This is a genomic window from Microbacterium sp. bgisy189 (assembly GCF_057707225.1).
Map to the genome: position 1 here is coordinate 194,097 of NZ_JBYIPT010000001.1, position 17,592 is coordinate 211,688.

Sequence of the window (17,592 nt, forward strand, 5' to 3'; positions counted from 1 at the left end):
GTGACGCGCGGGCGCGACGGGACTGGGCGACCATGCCTCCGACGGTACCCGTCGGCACCGCGTCAGCGACGGAAGCGCAGCGTGACGAGCTGGAACGCGTCGAGGCGCAGGCTCACCCCGTCGGAATCGAGCGTGTCGATCGCGTCCTGCTTGACAGACCGCTCCAGCAGGTCGACCTGGTCGACACCCGACCAGTCGAATCCGGTGAGCAGTGTCGCGGCCCGGCGCTCGCCGAGCGCTTCGTACAGCCGCACGATGACGTCGCCCGACCCGTCCTCGGCGAGCTTGACGGCTTCGACGGCGACCCCGCCGTCGCCCACGCTGACAGCCGGTTCGATGCCGTGCGCGCCCCGCGTCTCCCAATCCGGCAGATTCAGCCGCAGCCCCTGCGCGATGGCCGCGCCGATCGGTGCGTTCGGCAGCAGCGACACCGTGAACTCGTGCGCGCCCTGGTCGGCCTCGGGGTCGGGGAACAGCGGTGCACGCACCAGCGTGACCCGTGCGACCGTCTCACGTCCGCCGCCGGCACCGGCGCCGGAGCGCACGTCGTGTCCGTAGCTGGCGTCGTTGGCGATACTCACCCCGAAGTCGCCCTCGGCCAGTCGCATCCACCGGTGCGCGACCGTCTCGAACCGGGCGACGTCCCACGACGTGTTCGCGTGGACCGGCCTCGTCACGTGCCCGAACTGGATCTCGGACTCGGCGCGGTCGGCCCGCACGCGCAGCGGGAACGCGAGCTTGAGCATCTTCTGCCGCTCGTGCCAGTCCAGCCGCACCGTGATGTCGAGGGCCCCCGAGACGGGGTCGACGCGCAGCGACTGCACCGCGGTGGATGCGCCGAACCGGCGGGTGATGCGGATCGTGTCGCCGTCGATCTCGACGTGCTCGACGTCGCGCAGCTCGGTCGCCGGAGCACCCGAGTCCTCCGCGTCGATGTTCCACGCGTCCCAGTCGCGGGGCGTGTCGCGCAGCAGCTGCAGTACGCCCGCGGGGTGCGCTGGGTCGATGAGTTCGCGGCCGTCGCGGGCCATGGCGACGTCGTGCAGTCGGCATCCCGCGATGGTGCCGTCGGCCGCGATCCGCCACGTCACGGTCGGGGCGTGCAGCACCCACCCGTCTCCGTCACGTTCGGGCAGGACGGGCGGCGAAACCTGCGTTGGGATCTGCTCGAACGCGCCCAGTTCTGCGGCGCGCACCGTCAGCGTGCGGTCCCCCTCGCCGACCAGCACCCGCACCGACGACTCGATGATCTCGGTGAGCTCCTGCGTGACGGCGGCGTAGTTGCGCTCGGCCTCCTGGTGCACCCAGGCGATCGAGGTGCCGGGAAGGATGTCGTGGAATTGCTGCAGCAACACCGTCCGCCACGCCGTGCGAAGACGGTCAACGGGGTACGCGGCGCCCTTTCGCACGGTCGCGAGCGTCGCCCAGAGCTCGGCGGCACGCAGCAGGTGCTCGCTGCGACGGTTGCCGCGCTTCGTGCGGGCCTGTGCGCTGTAGGTGCCGCGGTGGTACTCGAGGTACAGCTCGCCAGACCACACCGGCGCATCCGGGTATTCAGCCTCGGCGTCGGCGAAGAACTCTGAGGGGGAGGCCATCCGTACCCGCGGTGAGCCCTCCAGGTCGGCCGTGCGCCGGGCCGCTGCGACCATCTCGCGCGTCGGGCCGCCGCCTCCGTCGCCCCACCCGAACGGCACGAGCGAGTGCGACGCATGCGCCTTCTCGGCGAACTGGCGTTCGGCCAGTGCGAGCTCTGCGGCAGACAGCTCGGCGTTGTAGGTGTCGACGGGAGGAAAGTGCGTGAAGACGCGGGTGCCATCGATGCCCTCCCACAAGAAGCTGTGGTGCGGCATGCGGTTCGTCTCGTTCCACGAGATCTTCTGCGTCAAGAACCACTTCGATCCCGCGGAACGGATGATCTGCGGCAGCGCCGCCGAATAGCCGAACGAGTCCGGCAGCCACACTTCGAGCGGTTCGACACCGAGCGCTTCCATGAAGAACCGCTTGCCCTCGATGAACTGGCGCGCCATCGCCTCGCCACCGGGCATGTTCGTGTCGGACTCGACCCACATACCGCCCACCGGAACGAACCGGCCGGCCGCGACCTGCGCTTTGATGCGCTCGAACAGCTCGGGGTAGTACTCCTGCATCCATGCGTACTGCTGGGCGGACGACGCCGCGAACACGAAACCGGGCTCGCGGTCGATCAGCTCGAGCACGTTCGAGAACGTGCGGGCCACCTTGCGCACCGTCTCGCGCACGGGCCACAGCCATGCCGAGTCGATGTGCGCGTGACCGATCGCCGTCACGACATGGCTGGATGCCGCGGCCGGTGACGCGAGCACCTCGGCGAGTTCGGCGCGTGCCGCCTTGGCAGTGCCGGGCACGTCGTCGGGGTCGAGCGCGTCGGCTGCCCGCACAAGCGCCGCGAGCACCCGCGCGCGCCGCGTCCGGTCGGGTTCGAGCACGTCGACGAGGCCGCGCAGTGTCCATACGTCTTGTGTGAGCTCCCACACTGCGACCTCGCGCAACCCGAGGAACAGTGCCTCGAGCCGGTAGATGGGTTCGTCGCCCGCCGTGGCGGGGTCGCCGAGATGTGTCGGCGCGAACGTGAAGGTACCCGCGACACTCGGGTTGCCGGCCGCCTCGATGTACAGATCGATCGAGCCGTCGGCCGCGGCGACGCCGGCCAGCGGCACCGTGTTGTTGCGGGGTTCGATCGCCTTCACGATCGTCCCGTCGGGGCGGAAGACGAGCGCCTCTGCTTGAAAGCCCGGGCCGGACTCGTCGAACCCCAGATCGATGACGAGTTCGACGTCGGCCCCGGCGGCATCCACCCACTCGTCGGGAATCGTCCCGGTCACGTGGAACCAGACAGTGCCCCACGGCTTGCCCCACGCCTGCCCGACGGTGAACGGCGTGTACGACTCCTGGATCGCCTCGGCGAACGGCACGGGCTCGCCCGGCACCTCCCACGCGGTCAACTCCAGCCCGGCGGTGTCGCGGTACGCGGCAGGGCGCAGCCGGTCGCCGAACACGCGGTCGATGCGCTGCAGCGTCAGTCGGTCGTTGCGATGCATGGAGTCCTTCTCGGGAGCGGGTGGGAGTCGGGAACGGGGGAGGTCAGCCCTTGACGGCGCCAGACAGGGCGAACGTGCCGCCCAGTCCGCGTGTGACCAGAAGGTACAGGCCGAGCACGGGCAGGGAGTACAGCAGCGAATAGGCCGCGAGTCTGCCGTAGCCGACCGTGCCGTACTGCCCGAAGAACGAGTAGATCGACACGGCGGCGGGTTGCCACTCGGGGGAGTAGAGCAGAACGAACGGCACGAAGAAGTTGCCCCACGCCTGCAGGAACACGAACACGAACACGACCGACAAGGCGGGGCGCATGAGCGGTACGACGATGCGTCGCAGCGCCGTCATAGCGCTCGCGCCGTCCACCCACGCGGCCTCTTCCAGGCTCACCGGCACCGAGTCCATGAAGTTCTTCGTCATCCACAGTGCCATCGGCAACGAGCTCGCCGCGAGGAACAGCGCGACCGCCCATGGCTTGTCGATCAGGCGCAGCTGTACGAACAGGCTGTAGACGGGGACCATGATCGCGGTGATGGGCAGGCAGCTGGCGAACAGCACGGTGTACAAGAACGTGCCGCCCCAGCGCGACCGATAGCGGGAGAGCGGATAGGCGGCGAGCACCGCCACGACGACCGTCACCACCGCCGCGCCCGTCGACAGCAACAGGCTGTTCAGCAACGGGACGAGGGTGAGCTCGGGGGTGAGGACGGCCGTGAAGTTGTCGAGCGTGACCTGTTCGGGCAGCTTCACCTGGTACGTCGCCGCCGGATCGACCGCAGCGAGCACGACCCAGGCGAGGGGGAGCGCGAACAGGATGCCGATCGCCAGCAGCACGATGTTCGCCCACACCTTTGTTGCGGCACGCGTGGGGGCGGCGATGCTCACGGCCGTCACGCGCGATCACCCGCCCGCCGCAGTGACACGACGTACAGCACCGAGAACACGGCGCCGAGCGCCAGCATGACGACGGCGATCGCGTTGCCATAGCCGATGTCGCCGAACTGGAACGCCTCGGTGTACGCGAGCACCGGCAGCGTGCTCGACGTTCCCGCCGGCCCACCTGCGGTCATCACCCAGATGAGCGTGAACACCGACAGCGTCTGCAGGGTCGTCAGCATGAGGTTCGTGAACACGGTGCCGCGGATCATCGGCAGGGTGATCAGTCGGAACCGCTGCCATGCGTTCGCGCCGTCGAGCATCGACGATTCGATCACGTCGGGGGAGACGTCGTCGAGGGCGGCGCGGTAGATCATCATCGAGAACGCCGTACCGCGCCAGGTGTTGGCCAGCACGATCGCGAGCACCGGGAAGGCATAGAGCCAGTTCGGGCCTTCGATGCCGACCGCGCCGAGGAGCTGATTGAGCGTGCCATCGGCCGAGAGGAACGCATACCCGATGAAGCCGGCGACGATCTCGGGCAGCACCCATGCGACGACGACGAGCACACCGACCGTGCCGGCGACGGGGCGACTACCCGCCCGGAACAGCACGGCCAGCAGCATCCCGAGCACGTTCTGCCCGATGACGGCCGAGCCGACCACGAAGACCACCGTCACACCGATCGACACCGGCAGCGCCGGATCGGCGAACAGGCGCGTGAAGTTATCGATCCCGATGAACTCGGGGTTCGCGGCGCGCGGGCCGCTGAGCGCCCGGTTGCTGAGCGAGCCCGCCAACGCCCATCCGATCGGACCGGCGAGGAAGATCAGCAGCAGCCCCACCGCCGGCACCAGCGGCAACGCTCTGACAGGCGTTGCCTCTCTGCTGGTGCGAGCACTGCGTGCTGATCTGTTCTGCGTCGCCGGCCCGATCGTCTCCCCCTGCGACGGGGTCGTGGCGGTCATCCTCCTATTTGACGATGACCTGGTCGTCGCCCACCAGCTGGCGCACCGCGGCGTCGTAGGCGGCAGCCGCCTCTTCCGGGGTCTGCTGGCCGGTGATGACGGCTTCCGTCGCCTGCTGTGCAGCGACCGAGATCTGCGGATAGTCGCTGTTGGCGGGACGGAAGTGTGTGACGGCGACGGCTTCGCTGACCGCGCCGACGAACGGGTTCGCCTCGAGATACTCGGCTTCCGACGCCACGTCGGTGCGCACCGCGATCTGCGCGTTGTTGACCGCGTACCAGAGCGAATTCTCCTTGTTCATGACCGTGGCCATGAACTCGAACGCGAGGTCGGGTTCTTCGGTGTAGGCGGATGCCGCGAGCGTCCAGCCGCCCGACATGCTCACGCCACCCGGCTCCTGTCCCTCCTGCGTCGGGAACAGCGCCACCCCCATGACGTCGCCGTAATCAGCCCACTCGTAGGATCCCCCCTCGATCCAGAACGACGGCGTGTACGAGCCCTCGACCGTCGCGCCGAGCGTGTTCTGCGGGAACATCTCGCCGAACACCGCCTGCCACACATTCGGATCGAGCGCCTTGTCGGGCGATACCGCATAGCCCTCGTCGTACAGCGTCTGCAAGAACGTGAGCGAATCGACGAAGCCCTGCGATTCGACGACCCACTTGCCCGACTCATCGTCGAACAGGCCCGTCCCATCACCCGTGCCGTACAACAGCTCGTAGAAGCTCTGCATCACGGTGCCCTCACCGGTGCCCGTGCCCGCGTACATGTTGAACGGCACGACATCCGGCTGGCTGGCCTTGATCTTCGCAGCAACGTCGAGGATGTCATTCCAGCTCTCGGGCTGCCAGGGAACCCCCACCCCGGCAGCTTCGAGAACCGTCTTGTTGTACCAGATGACACGAGTGTCGGTGCCGAGCGGCAGCGCGTAGACGCTGCCGTCCTCACCTTGACCCGCGGCCTTGGCACCCTCGTCGAACTGGCCCCAGTCTTCCCAGTCGGCGAGGTGGTCGTCGAGGTTGAGCAGGTAGCCAGCCTCGACGTCGCTGCGAACATTGAAGGTGTCTTCGTAGAACACGTCCGGCGCGGTGTCGGCCGAACCGAGCGACAGCTGCAGACGCGTCTTGTAATCGTCATCCGTCGCCGTGATCGGTTCGAGCTCGACCGTGACCCCTTCGTGCTCAGCCTCGAACTGCTCCTTCGCGGTGTTCAGGAGCGTGTCGAGCACCGTGAACGAGTCGGTCTTCGAGTACGCGACCGTGATGGTCGTCGACCCGTCGGTCGGCTCGTCACCGGCGGTGCACCCGCCGAGCGCGAGAACGGCCACCGTTGCGACGGCCGTCGTGGTCACTGCTGCAGGTGTTTTCATGGCGCCCCCCTGAGACCTGATAAGTCAACCGAATGGATATATCGGTGTCAAGACCTCAGGCCAACAAGAGCGATGCTGGCCTGGGCGTGAGGGCCTCGTCGAGTACGAGGCATGCGGCACCGATCGCGCCGACGTCGTCGCCGGCGTTCGTTCCCGTCACCGTCACCCGGCGCACACTGCGGGTCACCAGCAGGTCGGCGAGCGCGTCAGGCACTTGGCGCTCGAACCACGGCGACAGTCGCGCCCACAGCGGCCCGCCCACGATCACGCGGTCGACGTCGAGCAGATTGCAGACCACCGCCAGTGCGCGCGTGATGCGCTCGCCACCGCGCTCGAGCACCGTGAGCGCCCCGGCGTGCTCGGCGGCGGCGAGGTCGACCAGTGCCGAGAAGGCGTCGTCGATTGTGCGCGGATCGTTGCCGACCCGGGTGGCGGGCAGGATGCCGAGGGCTTCGGCATCTTCGACCAGCGAAGCCGGTGTGCAGCTGACGGCGATGCAGCCGCGCTGGCCGCACACGCACGTCGGTCCGGACGGGTCGACCACGATGTGCCCGATCTCGCCCGCGTTGCCCGAACCCCCGCGCACGACTTCGTCATCGACGACGAGCCCCATGCCGAGGCCGGTGCCCAGATACAGGAAGGCGAAGCTGGTTGCAGTGCCCGCGGCATCCATCCACCGCTCGGCGACCGCGGCCGCCGTCACATCCTTGTCGAGGACGACGGGAAAGCCGGTGCGTTCGGCCACAGCGTCGCGCAGCGGCACACGGTGCCAGCCGCCCAGATTCGGCGGGTCGACGATGATGCCCCGCTCGGCATCGATGGGGCCGGGGGCGGCGATGCCGATGCCCACGATCGGTTCGCGATCGACGTCGGCGGTCGCAAGCAGCAATTCGATCTCTTTCGTGATGAGACGCACGGTGCGATTCGGGTCGGACGCACTCGGGGTCGGCCTGCTGCGCCGTGCGACGACGGTGCCATCGATCGACAACAGCACGATCGTCAGCAGCGAGGGGTCGAGGTGTACGCCCACCGCGTAGCGGCTCGACGTCACCAGACGCAGCAGGGTGCGCGGCTTTCCCGGCCCGGCCTGCTGACGGTCTCCTGGCAGCGTGCGCCCGGCCTCTTCGATGATCCCGGCTTCGAGCAGACGCTGCGTGATGTTCGAGACCGTCTGCGCCGACAGGCCCGTCGACGCCGCGAGTTCGACGCGGCTGAGCCCGCCAGAGCGGCGCACGCGGTCGAGCACGAGCGCCTGGTTGTAACCCCTGACGCTCGGCTGATTCGCGCCGCGCCTGACCATGAACCTCACAGTAGTCGCGTCGCTGCTCGAGCACGGAGGTCAGATCATCGACCTTCTGCTCGAGCCGGTGCACCTCGCCGGCGGGCGGCGCCGTCAAGCCGCGCCGCGCACCGCGACAGTCCCGAACCGGTGTGACAGGCTGGGCGTACGGGGCTGTTCGAATGGCTCGCGACACGGAACGGAGACTGCTGATGGTGCAGGTGCGCGTCGCCGGGGTGGCGCTGGATCAGTCCGGCCAGCACGTGATCTTGCTGAAGCCCATCGACGAGCTTCCGGGGGAGGGGCGGATCCTGCCGATCTGGATCGGTGCGCAGGAGGCGACCTCGATCCTCATCGCCCTCGAAGGCGCCGCCACCCCGCGGCCGCTCGCCCACGACCTCATGCGGGCGATGCTCGAAACCCTGGGCGCCGACGTCGACCGCGTCGAGGTGACCCGCATCGACGACGGCACCTTCTACGCCGAGATCGGGCTGCGCGCGGGCGCCGGCGACCTGCGCGTCGACGCCCGCCCGTCGGATGCCGTGGCCCTCGCCTCTCGCACCGGCGCGCCGATCTGGGTCGCCGACGAAGTGCTCGAAGAAGCGGGCGTTCCCGACATCACCGGTGACGGCGACGAATCCGAGGAGAACGTCGAGGAGTTCAAACGGTTTCTCGACGACGTCGACCCCGACGACTTCCGCGAATAGCTCATCGGTACAGCGGCCACGTCGCGCCGATCCAGAACGAGACGGCGACTGCGAGCAGCGTCGCGACGAACACGACGACATCGATCCACCCGAACTGCAGCCGCTGCATCCGCAACGATCGGCTGTTCGCATCACCGCCGGCTCGCGTGAAGCCCCGCGTCTCGAGGGCCTCGACCGTGGTGCGCACGGAGGCTGCCGTGTTGAGGAAGATCGGGTAGAAGCACAGCACCGTCATGCGCACGTACTGCACGCCTGAACGCCACTTCAGCAGCCCCGGCTTCTCGGGCGGCGCCTGCCGGAGCCGGTACCCCTCGAAGACGGTGCTGAACTCCTCGATGAGGATCGGCAGCATGCGGTAGCCGTAGCTGACGCCGAACGCGAGCATCTGCGGCATCCGGAACGCCAGCAGCGCGTCGGAGAGCTTCTCGGGGTCGAGCGAGACGAACGCGGCCATACTGGCGAGCGCGACGATCCCGAGCTTGAGGTTGAGGGCCGCCAACGCGATGAGCGTGTCGACGTTGCCGCCGAACAGCCATGCCGCGATCGACATGTACACGACTTCCATGCCCATACCGAGCACGAACAGGCCGAGGATGAGCGGTCCCACGCGTGCGAGCACGATCGCGATGACGCCGACGCCGAAGAGTGCAGCCAGCACCGTGATGTTGTGGGTGAACCACGGGATGATCGCCATCGCGAGGTACCAGACGACGACCGCGCGCGGATCCATCGCCGCGAACACGCCGCCACGGGTCGCGTAGGCGGTGCGGATGAGTTCGAGCTTGACCCACTCGACCGACAGCACATCGTGATGGGTGCGCGCCATCAGGCCACCCCCGCAAGTCGTGCACCGGTCAGCTGCGGTACGCGCACGGCCGCGGTGAACTCGGCGACCGACAGCGGCACCGGATCGATGCCGAGCAGGTGACCCAGCTCGGCGATCTGCGGCGGGCGCAGGCGTGTCTCGGCGCGTAGCGCATCGTCGGCGAACAGACGCCTCGGCGTGAGATCGGCGCGGACACGGCCGTCCGCGAGCACGATGACCCGTGTCGCCCACTCGGCGACGAGCTGCATGTCGTGGGTCGCCACCACGGCGCACGCGATCGTGTCGGAGAGGTCGGCGAGCATCGCGGTCACATCGTCGCGGCTGCGCACGTCGAGGCTGGAGGTCGGCTCATCGAGCAGCAGCAGGCTCGGGCGCATCGCGAGACCGATCGCGAGCGCCGCTCGGCGCTGCTGGCCGCCCGACAGCAGTCGGCCGTCGCGGTCGGCCAGTGCGTCGAGTTCGACGCGTTGCAGGACCCGCTCGACGAGCGCCTCGGCATCCGGTTCGCGCCGACTGCGGGGGGCGAGCGCCACATCGTCGCGCACGCTGCCCTTCAAGAACATCGTCTGCGGATGCTGCGGCAGGTACGCGACGGTCTGCGCCATCTCGCGCGCCGACACGTCGCGCGTGCTGCGCCCTTCGACGCGCACGTCGCCTTCGCGGGCGACGACGATGCCCGCCAGCAGCTTCATGAGCGTCGACTTTCCCGCCCCGTTGCCGCCGACCAGCGCGACCCGGTCGCCGTCTCGCAGGTCGAGGTCGAGGCCGTCGAGCACAGGGGTGATCGCACCGCCCACCGATCGGTAGCCGTGACGGATGCCGGTGGCGGTCGCCACGACGCGGGCAGGTGTCGCGGCGGTGTCGACGGGTGCGAGTGCGCGCTCACGAACCTCGACGCCCCGCTCCCGCAGCAGGTCGGCGGCCTCCTGCGGATCGCGGGGCGCGGCCGCGACACCGAGCGCGTGGACCGCGGCGATCGCCTGCGGCGCGGGGATGCCATGGGCTTCGAGCTCGCCGATGCGCTGCAGCGCATCGCCGGTGGGCAGATGCCACACGGGTGCGCCGTGCGCCATGAGCACGACCGACTCCGCGTACCGTGCGATGAACTCGGCGTGATGCTCGATCACGACGACGGTCACGCCGTGGTCGCGATTGAGGGCCCGGAGCCGGCGGTAGATCTCCTCCGCACGCGCCGGGTCGAGTTCGGCGACGGGTTCGTCGACGACGATGATCTCGGGGCGCAGGGCCAGCACACCGGCCAGGGCGGTCAGGTGCGCCTGGCCGCCCGACAGCTGCCACACGTATCGGTTCGACAGTGCGTCGATCCCCATCGCCTCCATCGCCTCGACCGTGCGCTCGGCATGGTCGGTGTGCCCGAAGTTCACAGGGCCGAACGACACCTCATCGGCCACGGTCGGCCGCACGAGCTGGTTCTGGAAGTCCTGGTAGACGTAACCGACGGTCGTCGACAGCTCCGCCACCGACGACTCATAGGTGTCGATGCCGTCCACCGTGACCGAGCCTGCGAACTCGCCCGACCAGTAGTGCGGGATGAGTCCGTTGAGCGTCTTGCACAGCGTGGTCTTGGCTGCGCCGTTGCTGCCGACGATCGCGACGAAGTCGCCGCGGTCGATCGTGAGGTTGACGTTGCGGAGCGTGTCGTGGTCGGCGCCCGGGTATCGGAACGAGAGGTTCTCGATGCGGACGATGGGGTCGCCGCTCATGCGCGCGGGCTCGCCTTTCCGCGGGCACGGCGGCGGTGGGCGGCGAACAGGGCCGTCGCGATCGCGAGCAGGACGACGATGGCGGCGACGCTTACCCACAGGAACCCGTCGCCGAACTGGTCGCGGAACTCGCCGTCGACGACGCCGATGTTCACATCCCAGGCCTCGAGGAACGCGAAGAAGAACGACGCGACGGCCAGCAGCACGGCCACGGCGACGAACCAGCCGGCGCGCGGCGCGGCGCCGGGCACGGGCTCGCCGGGCACGCGGGGGCGCACGCCCAGCAGCGGCTCGATCTTGCCGTGCAGGGCGGGAATGAGCCACATGGCGGGGATCGCGCCGAAGAGGATGCCGCTGATGAGGATGTCGACGCCGAACCCGATGCCTTCGATTGCGAGGATCGACTCGGGGAGGCCCTCGACGAATTCGGCGTCTTCGAGGCCGATCCACACCTTCGACAGGTCGACGATCGCCGACAGCGCCTTGTCGATCAGCACGACGAGGACGGCGCCGAACCAGATCTGACCGCGGCTGCGCGGATTGCGGATGACGGTTCCGGCGATGTAGAGCGCGAGGAACATCTGGATGAAGCCCTCGACTTCTGCCAGGCCCGAGAAGTCGCCCATCAGCAGGTCGGTGAAGATGATCTCGCCGAGGGGTGCGCCCAGGGCCGCCCAGAAGGGTGAGAACAGGGCGACCATGGTCAGTGGCACGAACACGAAATAGCTCACCGAGACGTCGATCGGGCCGACCGAGACGTCGGGGATGACTTCGAGGATGATGTTCGACAGGCCGAACAGGGCCATCGACAGCACGAAGATCATGAGTTTCTGCGGTGTCGTGAGGTCGCCGCCGGGGGCGCCGATGCCGCGCAGGGCGCCGGCGCGCTCGTAGGTGGGGGTGGTCGTGGTCATGATGATCCTTCGGGTGGCTCGGGTGGCTCGGGTGGCTCGGGTGGCTCGGGTGGTGGAGGGTCAGGCGGCGGTCGGGACGGCGGCGACGAGCGAGATGAGCTCGTCGGCCGCTGAGATGACGAGGGTGGCGCGTCCGTTGGCGAGCGCCGCGTCGACCGCGTCGTCGTCGGTGGACCCGCCCCGCACGATGACGCGGTTCGCGATGCCGAGCGCCTGGGCGGCTTCGGCGTCGTTGTGGGGCTTGTCGCCGACGAACCAGGTGGCGGCGGGGTCGGACCCGGCGATCAGCAGCGCTTCGCGCACGATGTGCGGGTCGGGTTTGCGGTGGCCGTTCTCGTCCGAGCACACGTAGGCGCCGATGAGGTGGTCGATGCCGTGGCCGGCGCATTCGGCGCGCACGGCTCGGCCGCTGACCGTGTTCGAGACGACCACGACCGCGATGCCTTCGCTGCGCATGTGTTCGAGCAGCGCCCGGATGCCGGGGCGCAGGGTGCGGCGACTCTTGGCGCGGCCGTAGCGGAACATCAGGTCGTGCGCTTCGGCTTCGAGCACTGCTCTCGCGCGGGTCGACAGTCCTTCGCCGGCGAGGTCGCGCCAGAACACGGTGGCGTCGACTTCGAGGTTCTCGCCGCCGGCGTCGAGCGCGGCCCGCTGCTCGCGCTTGCGGTCGCTGTGGCGTTGCTTGGCCAGCGTGACGAGTTCGCGTGCACGACCGGGTGTGACCCGTTCGTCGTCACCGTCGAGCAGCCCCGCGAGGTGTTCGGCGAATGCCTCCATGAGCGCGTCGTCGGGGACGGAGGTGGAGATCACGCCGCCGTGGTCGATGAGCAGGGCCGGGCGGCCGGGCGTCGGCGCGTCGACGCGGACGGTCGGAGCAGAGCCCGCGGGGGCTGAAGCGCGAAGCGCCGCTGCCAAGCCTTCGGGGGTGGGGAAGACAGCATCGGCCACGTCGTTCACCGTGAACGGCGGGCGATCGGTGTGGTGGCTCGCGGTCACGATGACGGCGCCCACGCCGGCGCGTCGCCCGGCGACGACGTCGCGGTCCTGCGTGTCGCCGACGTACCACGTCGAGGCGGGCGCCACCCCGAGTGCTGCGGCTGCGAGTTCGATCATGCGTGCATGCGGCTTTCGCATGCCGACCTCGTCGCTGTACACCTGCACGCCGAACACGCCGGCGAGGCCGTGCGCGGCGAGCAGGGCACGGTGGCTGCGGCCGGAGTGGGCGTTGCTCACGATGCCGAGCGGGATGCCGCGGCGCGTGGCCTCGTCGATCAATTCGCGGATGCCGGGGCGCACCTGGTGCGTCGAGAGGGTCGTGTTGACCTCGGCGAGCACGTCGCCCGCCTCGGCGACCAGCACGGCGCGCGCAGCCGGCGGCAGATCGGCGGCGAGGAAGTCGCCGACCACCTCGCGGTGGGTCATCTCGCGCGGTTCGAGTCGCCGGCTCGACGCGTGCTTCCAGTGGCCGAGTGCGGTGAGCCCGGCATCCAGCCCAGCCCGCATCGTCGTCCGATCGACGGTGTGGCCGGCGCGCGCGAGGCGCGCGACGAGCGAGTCTGCGAGCTCGTCGCGTCCGGTCGGTCGCTTCGCGGTCTCGAAGACGACCCCGCCGAAATCGAGCAGCAGGGCGCGCGGTGCGTGGGCGAGCGCCGGGATGGCATCGGCGGTCTCGGCGACGGGGGAGGTGGTCGGTACGGGCACGGGTTCTCTTTCGATCGGCTTCCGTTCTGGGGCGGTCGACGGCGACGCTATTGCGGCCGCGTGTACGCGACGGCCCCGTTCGGTGAACAGTGGTGGAACGCTCCAGCTGGAACGTGCTGGAACGCTCCAGCGCCCGGTAGGACGGAAGGGTGATCCGCAAGCCGACGCTGCTCGACGTGGCCGCCGCTGCCGGGGTGTCGAAGTCGCTCGTCTCGCTCGCCGTTCGCGGTGAAGGGCGCGTGGGCGACGACACCCGGCGGCGCATCCTGGAGGCCGCCGACCGACTGGGCTACCGCTCGAATCCGTGGGCGCGATCCCTGGCCCGCGGGCGCAGTCAGACGATCGGGGTGCTGGTCGGCGATCTGCGCGGGTATCACGTCGATGTCGTACGCGGCTTCGAGGATGCGGCGGCGACCGCGGGATCGACCGTGTTCTTCGCGGACGGACGGCGCGATCCTGTTGTCCTCGCCACCCGGTTGGAATCGATGCTGTCGCTCGGTATCGACGGTGTCGTCGTGGTGTCGGGGCTCGCCGACGCCGACGTGCTGCGCGCGGCGGTCGGCAGGCTGCCCCTGGTGGTTGTGGGGCGGCCACGCGCGGTGCCTGAGCAGGTGTCGCAGGTGTGCAACGACGACCGCGTCGGAGCACGCATGGCGGTGCACCATCTCGCGGCGCTCGGGCATCGGCGTATCGCGCACATCGCCGGGTCGACGCGAGAAGCGGCCCTCGCCCGACGATCGTCGTACGAAGAGACGATGGCGGCACTGGGCGTGGGGAGCGCGGTGCGCGTCTACGACGATCCGGCCGCGCTCGTCGTCGATGTCGCGGGCGGATCGCGCGATGCCCCGACGGCGGTGTTCTGCGCGACCGACAACGCGGCGATCGCCACCGTCGGTGCTGCCGTCGATGCCGGTGTCGATGTGCCCGGGCGGCTCAGCGTCGTCGGCTACGACAACATCGAGGCCGCCTCGAGCCTCCGCCCCGCGCTCACCACGGTCGACCAGCCGCGGCGCCGGATGGGGGAGCTCGCGATGGTCGAACTCACCAACCTGATGGCGGGCGGAGCAGCCCGGCGCAGCGTCGTCGCTCCGTCCCTCGTGGTCCGGCGCTCGACATCGGCGCCGCTCGCGTAGTGTCTGGCAGTGAGAACGTCGACCAGAGTCGGCAGGGGGAGCACACATGAGAGGGCGTCGGATCGGTGTGGTTGTCGCCGTCTGCGCAGTGGTGGTGGGACTGGGTGAACGCTGACCGGACTGGAGCGCCCGGGCACGGCACGGTGGGCGAGGTGTTCGCGGCGTTCCTGCGGCTCGGACTGACCTCGTTCGGCGGGCCCATCGCCCATCTCGGGTACTTCCGCACCGAACTCGTCGAGCGTCGGCGCTGGGTCGATGACCGCGAATACGCGGACCTGGTTGCACTGTGTCAGTTCCTGCCGGGGCCCGCGTCGAGCCAAGTCGGCTTCGCGCTGGGGCTTCGACGGGCGGGCCTGTGGGGCGCGCTCGCCGCCTTCGTCGCGTTCACGCTGCCGTCCGCGGTGGTCATGATCGCTTTCGCGTTCGGCGCCTCGCTGCTCGAGGGTCCCATCGCCGCCGGTGTGATCGACGGTCTGAAGATCGTCGCCGTCGCCGTCGTGGCGCACGCCGTGTGGGGCATGGCGCGCACCCTCACCCCCGACACGCGACGTGCGCTCATCGGCGGGGCGGCGCTCGTGATCGCGCTGGTCTGGGCCGGCGGTGGCGGGCAGCTCGTCGCGATCGCCGTCGGGGCGGTCGCCGGGATCGTCCTGTGCCGATCCGAGGGGATGCAGCCCGAGGCTCCGGCCTCGTCGCGCGTCATCGGCCGCACCGGCGCGTTCGTCGCGCTGGCGGGCTTCGTGGTCCTCGTCGTGGGCGCGCCGATCGTCGCAGCCCTCACCCAGAACGGCGCGGCGGCCCTCGTCGCCGCGTTCTCGCGGGCAGGAGCGCTCGTCTTCGGGGGTGGGCACGTCGTGCTGCCGCTGCTGGATGCCGAGGTCGTCGCGCCCGGGTGGGTCAGCGCTGACGCGTTCCTGGCCGGGTACGGCGTCGCGCAGGCCGTGCCCGGGCCGCTGTTCACGTTCGCCGGTTACCTCGGGGCCATCTCCGACGTGGGCCCGGGCGGCGTTGTCGGCGGGGTCATCGCGCTGCTCGCGCTGTTCGCGCCGGGGTTCCTGCTGCTGCTCGGCGTGCTTCCGTTCTGGCATTCGTTGCGTGCGCGGCCGCTCGCCCGCGCTGCGCTGGCCGGCGCGAACGCCGCCGTCGTCGGCATCCTGGCGGCCGCCCTCTACACGCCCGTGTTCACGACGGCCGTGACCGATGTCTTCTCGTTCGCGCTCGCGGCCGTGTGCTTCGTGCTGCTGACCGCCGTGCGGATGCCGCCGTGGGCCGCCGTACTGATCGGCGCCTGCGGTGGCGTGCTGCTCGCGCTGGTCTGAACCGACCGCCGGATACAGGACGCGTGTGATCGCCTCAGCGCGCGCGACGTGACCACACGCGTCCTGTAAACGGACGCTCCCGCTCAGCGACGACGATGCGGGTGAGTCCGCGCGGGGCGCGGCGCCCGGCCGGGATGATCGGCACGGGTCGGGTGACGACGGCATCCACCGACATCGATCCGTTGGTGGGGCCGACGACCGGGATCGGGGTCGTCTCGGGGGAGATGTGATCGGCGATCGGCATCCGCGCGAGCGCGCGCTGCGCGTGCAGGTACGCGGGAATCAGCACCACGACCGCACCCACCCAGGCGAGCGGGTTCGACCACGCGACGCCGGCGAAGCCCATGATGCCGCCCAGCACGATCGCCGCCGCGACGCGGGCGACGAGTTCGATGATGCCGGTGACGGTGGGGATGAGCGTGTGTCCGAGCCCCTGCAGTGCGCCGCGCAGCACGAACAGCACACCGAGCGAGGTGTAGGTGACGCCGTTGATGACGAGCATGAGGGCGGCGAGCGACACGACATCTTCTGCCGCCTCGCCGACGAACAGTCGCACGAGCGCGGCGCCGGCGACCACGAGCAGGGCGCCGAGGACGACCGAGCCGATGAGGGCCATCCAGGTCGCCTGCGTGACGCCGACGCGGATGCGGTCGGGGCGCCCGCCGCCGTAGTTCTGCGCGACGAACATCGAGACCGCGAGCCCGAGCGATTGCAGCAGCGCGATCGCCATGCCGTCGACGCGGGATGCCGCGGTGTAGGCGGCCACGGCATCCGATCCGAGCTCGTTGAGCGCGACCTGCACCACGAGGGTGCCGATCGCGATGATCGATGCCTGGAATCCCATCGGCAGACCGAGGCGCAGGTGCAGGGTCAGCTCGCCGCGGGCCGCACGCCAGTCCTCGCGCCGCACGTGCAACACCGGAATGCGGCGACGCACGAACTCGAGGCACAGCACCACCGAGACGAGCTGCGAGACGACGGTTGCCAGGGCCGCGCCGCCGACGCCCCAGTTGAGGGGGCCGACCATGATGATGACGAGCGCGACGTTGAGCAGGCACGCGAGCGTGAGGAACACGAGCGGGGTGCGCGAATCGCCGATGGCGCGGATGATGGCCGACAGATAGTTGAAGAACATCATGGCGCCCGCGCCGAGGAAGCTGATCTGCGCGAAGACGGTCGCATCGTCGAGCAGTTCGGTGGGCGTCTGCAGCAGTTCGAGCAGGGGGCGCGACAGCAGGGGAGCGCCGACGGTGAGCGCGACGCTCGTGATGCCGGTGAGGATCGTTCCCGCCGCGACCGAGCGTCGCACGGCGGCGTGGTCGCGGGCGCCGAACGCCTGGGCGGTGGGGATCGCGAACCCCGAGGTGAGGCCCCAGGCGAACCCCAACAGCAGAAACAGCATGCTGCCGGTCGCGCCCACGGCCGCGAGTGCGTTCACGCCGAGGTGCCTGCCCACGACGATCGCGTCGACGAAGTGGTACAGCTGCTGCACCACGTTGCCGACGAGCAACGGCACGGAGAAGAGCAGGATGACGCGCCAGGGCGCGCCGGTGACGAGTGAACGGGACATGCGGGTGCCTCGGAAGAAGGAGAGCGGGGTGGGGATGCGGGTGGCGCGACGGCCGATGTGATCCAGTGTATCGAATCGATTCGGGAAAGGTTGGGAAAGTTTTGAGAGCCGATCGCGCTCGATGCGCGATAGGG

13 protein-coding genes are annotated in these 17,592 nt (G+C 69.6%); 3 read left to right on the forward strand and 10 right to left on the reverse strand.

The genetic code is table 11. The annotated features are described in order from the left end of the window. Positions 1–62: 62 nt before the first annotated feature. Genes AC3ENX_RS01015 through AC3ENX_RS01035 form a run of 5 tightly spaced genes read right to left on the reverse strand, consistent with a single transcriptional unit; the run spans position 63 to position 7,585 of the window. A complete protein-coding gene (locus AC3ENX_RS01015; RefSeq protein WP_434809985.1) occupies positions 63–3,077 on the reverse strand; it encodes an alpha-mannosidase in 3,015 nt (1,004 codons plus the stop codon). Between the two features lie 43 nt (positions 3,078–3,120). Beyond that, the gene (locus tag AC3ENX_RS01020) at positions 3,121–3,966 is read right to left on the reverse strand and encodes a carbohydrate ABC transporter permease (protein WP_434809986.1); all 846 of its coding nucleotides are present in this window, start codon (positions 3,964–3,966) and stop codon (positions 3,121–3,123) included. Beyond that, positions 3,963–4,916: a carbohydrate ABC transporter permease gene (locus AC3ENX_RS01025; protein WP_434809987.1), complete on the reverse strand. Its 954-nt coding sequence runs from the start codon at positions 4,914–4,916 to the stop codon at positions 3,963–3,965. Before AC3ENX_RS01025 ends, AC3ENX_RS01020 begins: the two co-directional genes overlap by 4 nt. A 4-nt stretch (positions 4,917–4,920) precedes the next feature. Continuing rightward, a complete protein-coding gene (locus tag AC3ENX_RS01030) occupies positions 4,921–6,285 on the reverse strand; it encodes an extracellular solute-binding protein (protein WP_434809988.1) in 1,365 nt (454 codons plus the stop codon). Positions 6,286–6,340: 55 nt separating this feature from the next. Further along, positions 6,341–7,585, reverse strand: coding sequence for an ROK family transcriptional regulator (locus AC3ENX_RS01035; protein WP_434809989.1), 1,245 nt, complete (start codon positions 7,583–7,585; stop codon positions 6,341–6,343). Between the two features lie 161 nt (positions 7,586–7,746). Here AC3ENX_RS01035 and AC3ENX_RS01040 point away from each other — a divergent pair, with 161 nt between their 5' ends. Then, complete coding sequence (locus AC3ENX_RS01040) at positions 7,747–8,271, forward strand: bifunctional nuclease family protein (RefSeq protein ID WP_434809990.1); 525 nt, start codon at positions 7,747–7,749, stop codon at positions 8,269–8,271. A gap of 1 nt (position 8,272) precedes the next feature. On the opposite strand, the gene AC3ENX_RS01045 is transcribed toward AC3ENX_RS01040, so the two are convergent. From AC3ENX_RS01045 to AC3ENX_RS01060, 4 genes are read right to left on the reverse strand one after another with little or no spacing between them, the layout of a single operon-like run. Next, positions 8,273–9,097 carry an energy-coupling factor transporter transmembrane component T family protein gene (locus tag AC3ENX_RS01045; RefSeq protein WP_434809991.1) on the reverse strand — a complete coding sequence of 275 codons (825 nt, stop codon included), beginning with the start codon at positions 9,095–9,097 and terminating at the stop codon, positions 8,273–8,275. Next, positions 9,097–10,821, reverse strand: a complete 1,725-nt coding sequence (locus AC3ENX_RS01050; RefSeq protein ID WP_434809992.1) for an ABC transporter ATP-binding protein — start codon at positions 10,819–10,821, stop codon at positions 9,097–9,099. The genes AC3ENX_RS01045 and AC3ENX_RS01050 overlap by 1 nt, the downstream gene beginning before the upstream one ends. Beyond that, positions 10,818–11,735 carry a DUF8171 family membrane protein gene (locus AC3ENX_RS01055; protein ID WP_434809993.1) on the reverse strand — a complete coding sequence of 306 codons (918 nt, stop codon included), beginning with the start codon at positions 11,733–11,735 and terminating at the stop codon, positions 10,818–10,820. Before AC3ENX_RS01055 ends, AC3ENX_RS01050 begins: the two co-directional genes overlap by 4 nt. Positions 11,736–11,795: 60 nt before the next feature. Next, a complete protein-coding gene (locus tag AC3ENX_RS01060) occupies positions 11,796–13,436 on the reverse strand; it encodes an HAD-IA family hydrolase (RefSeq protein WP_434809994.1) in 1,641 nt (546 codons plus the stop codon). Between the two features lie 149 nt (positions 13,437–13,585). On the opposite strand from AC3ENX_RS01060, the gene AC3ENX_RS01065 reads away from it, so the two are divergent. Further along, positions 13,586–14,569 (forward strand): LacI family DNA-binding transcriptional regulator, encoded by a 984-nt coding sequence (locus tag AC3ENX_RS01065; RefSeq protein ID WP_434809995.1) that lies wholly within the window; start codon positions 13,586–13,588, stop codon positions 14,567–14,569. Positions 14,570–14,673: 104 nt separating this feature from the next. Then, entirely contained in the window at positions 14,674–15,888 is a 1,215-nt protein-coding gene (gene chrA, locus AC3ENX_RS01070; RefSeq protein WP_434810368.1) for a chromate efflux transporter, read from the forward strand. Positions 15,889–15,922: 34 nt separating this feature from the next. Here the strand turns inward: chrA and AC3ENX_RS01075 are convergent, their stop codons facing one another. Beyond that, the gene (locus AC3ENX_RS01075) at positions 15,923–17,458 is read right to left on the reverse strand and encodes an MATE family efflux transporter (protein ID WP_434809996.1); all 1,536 of its coding nucleotides are present in this window, start codon (positions 17,456–17,458) and stop codon (positions 15,923–15,925) included. Between the last annotated feature and the right edge of the window lie 134 nt (positions 17,459–17,592).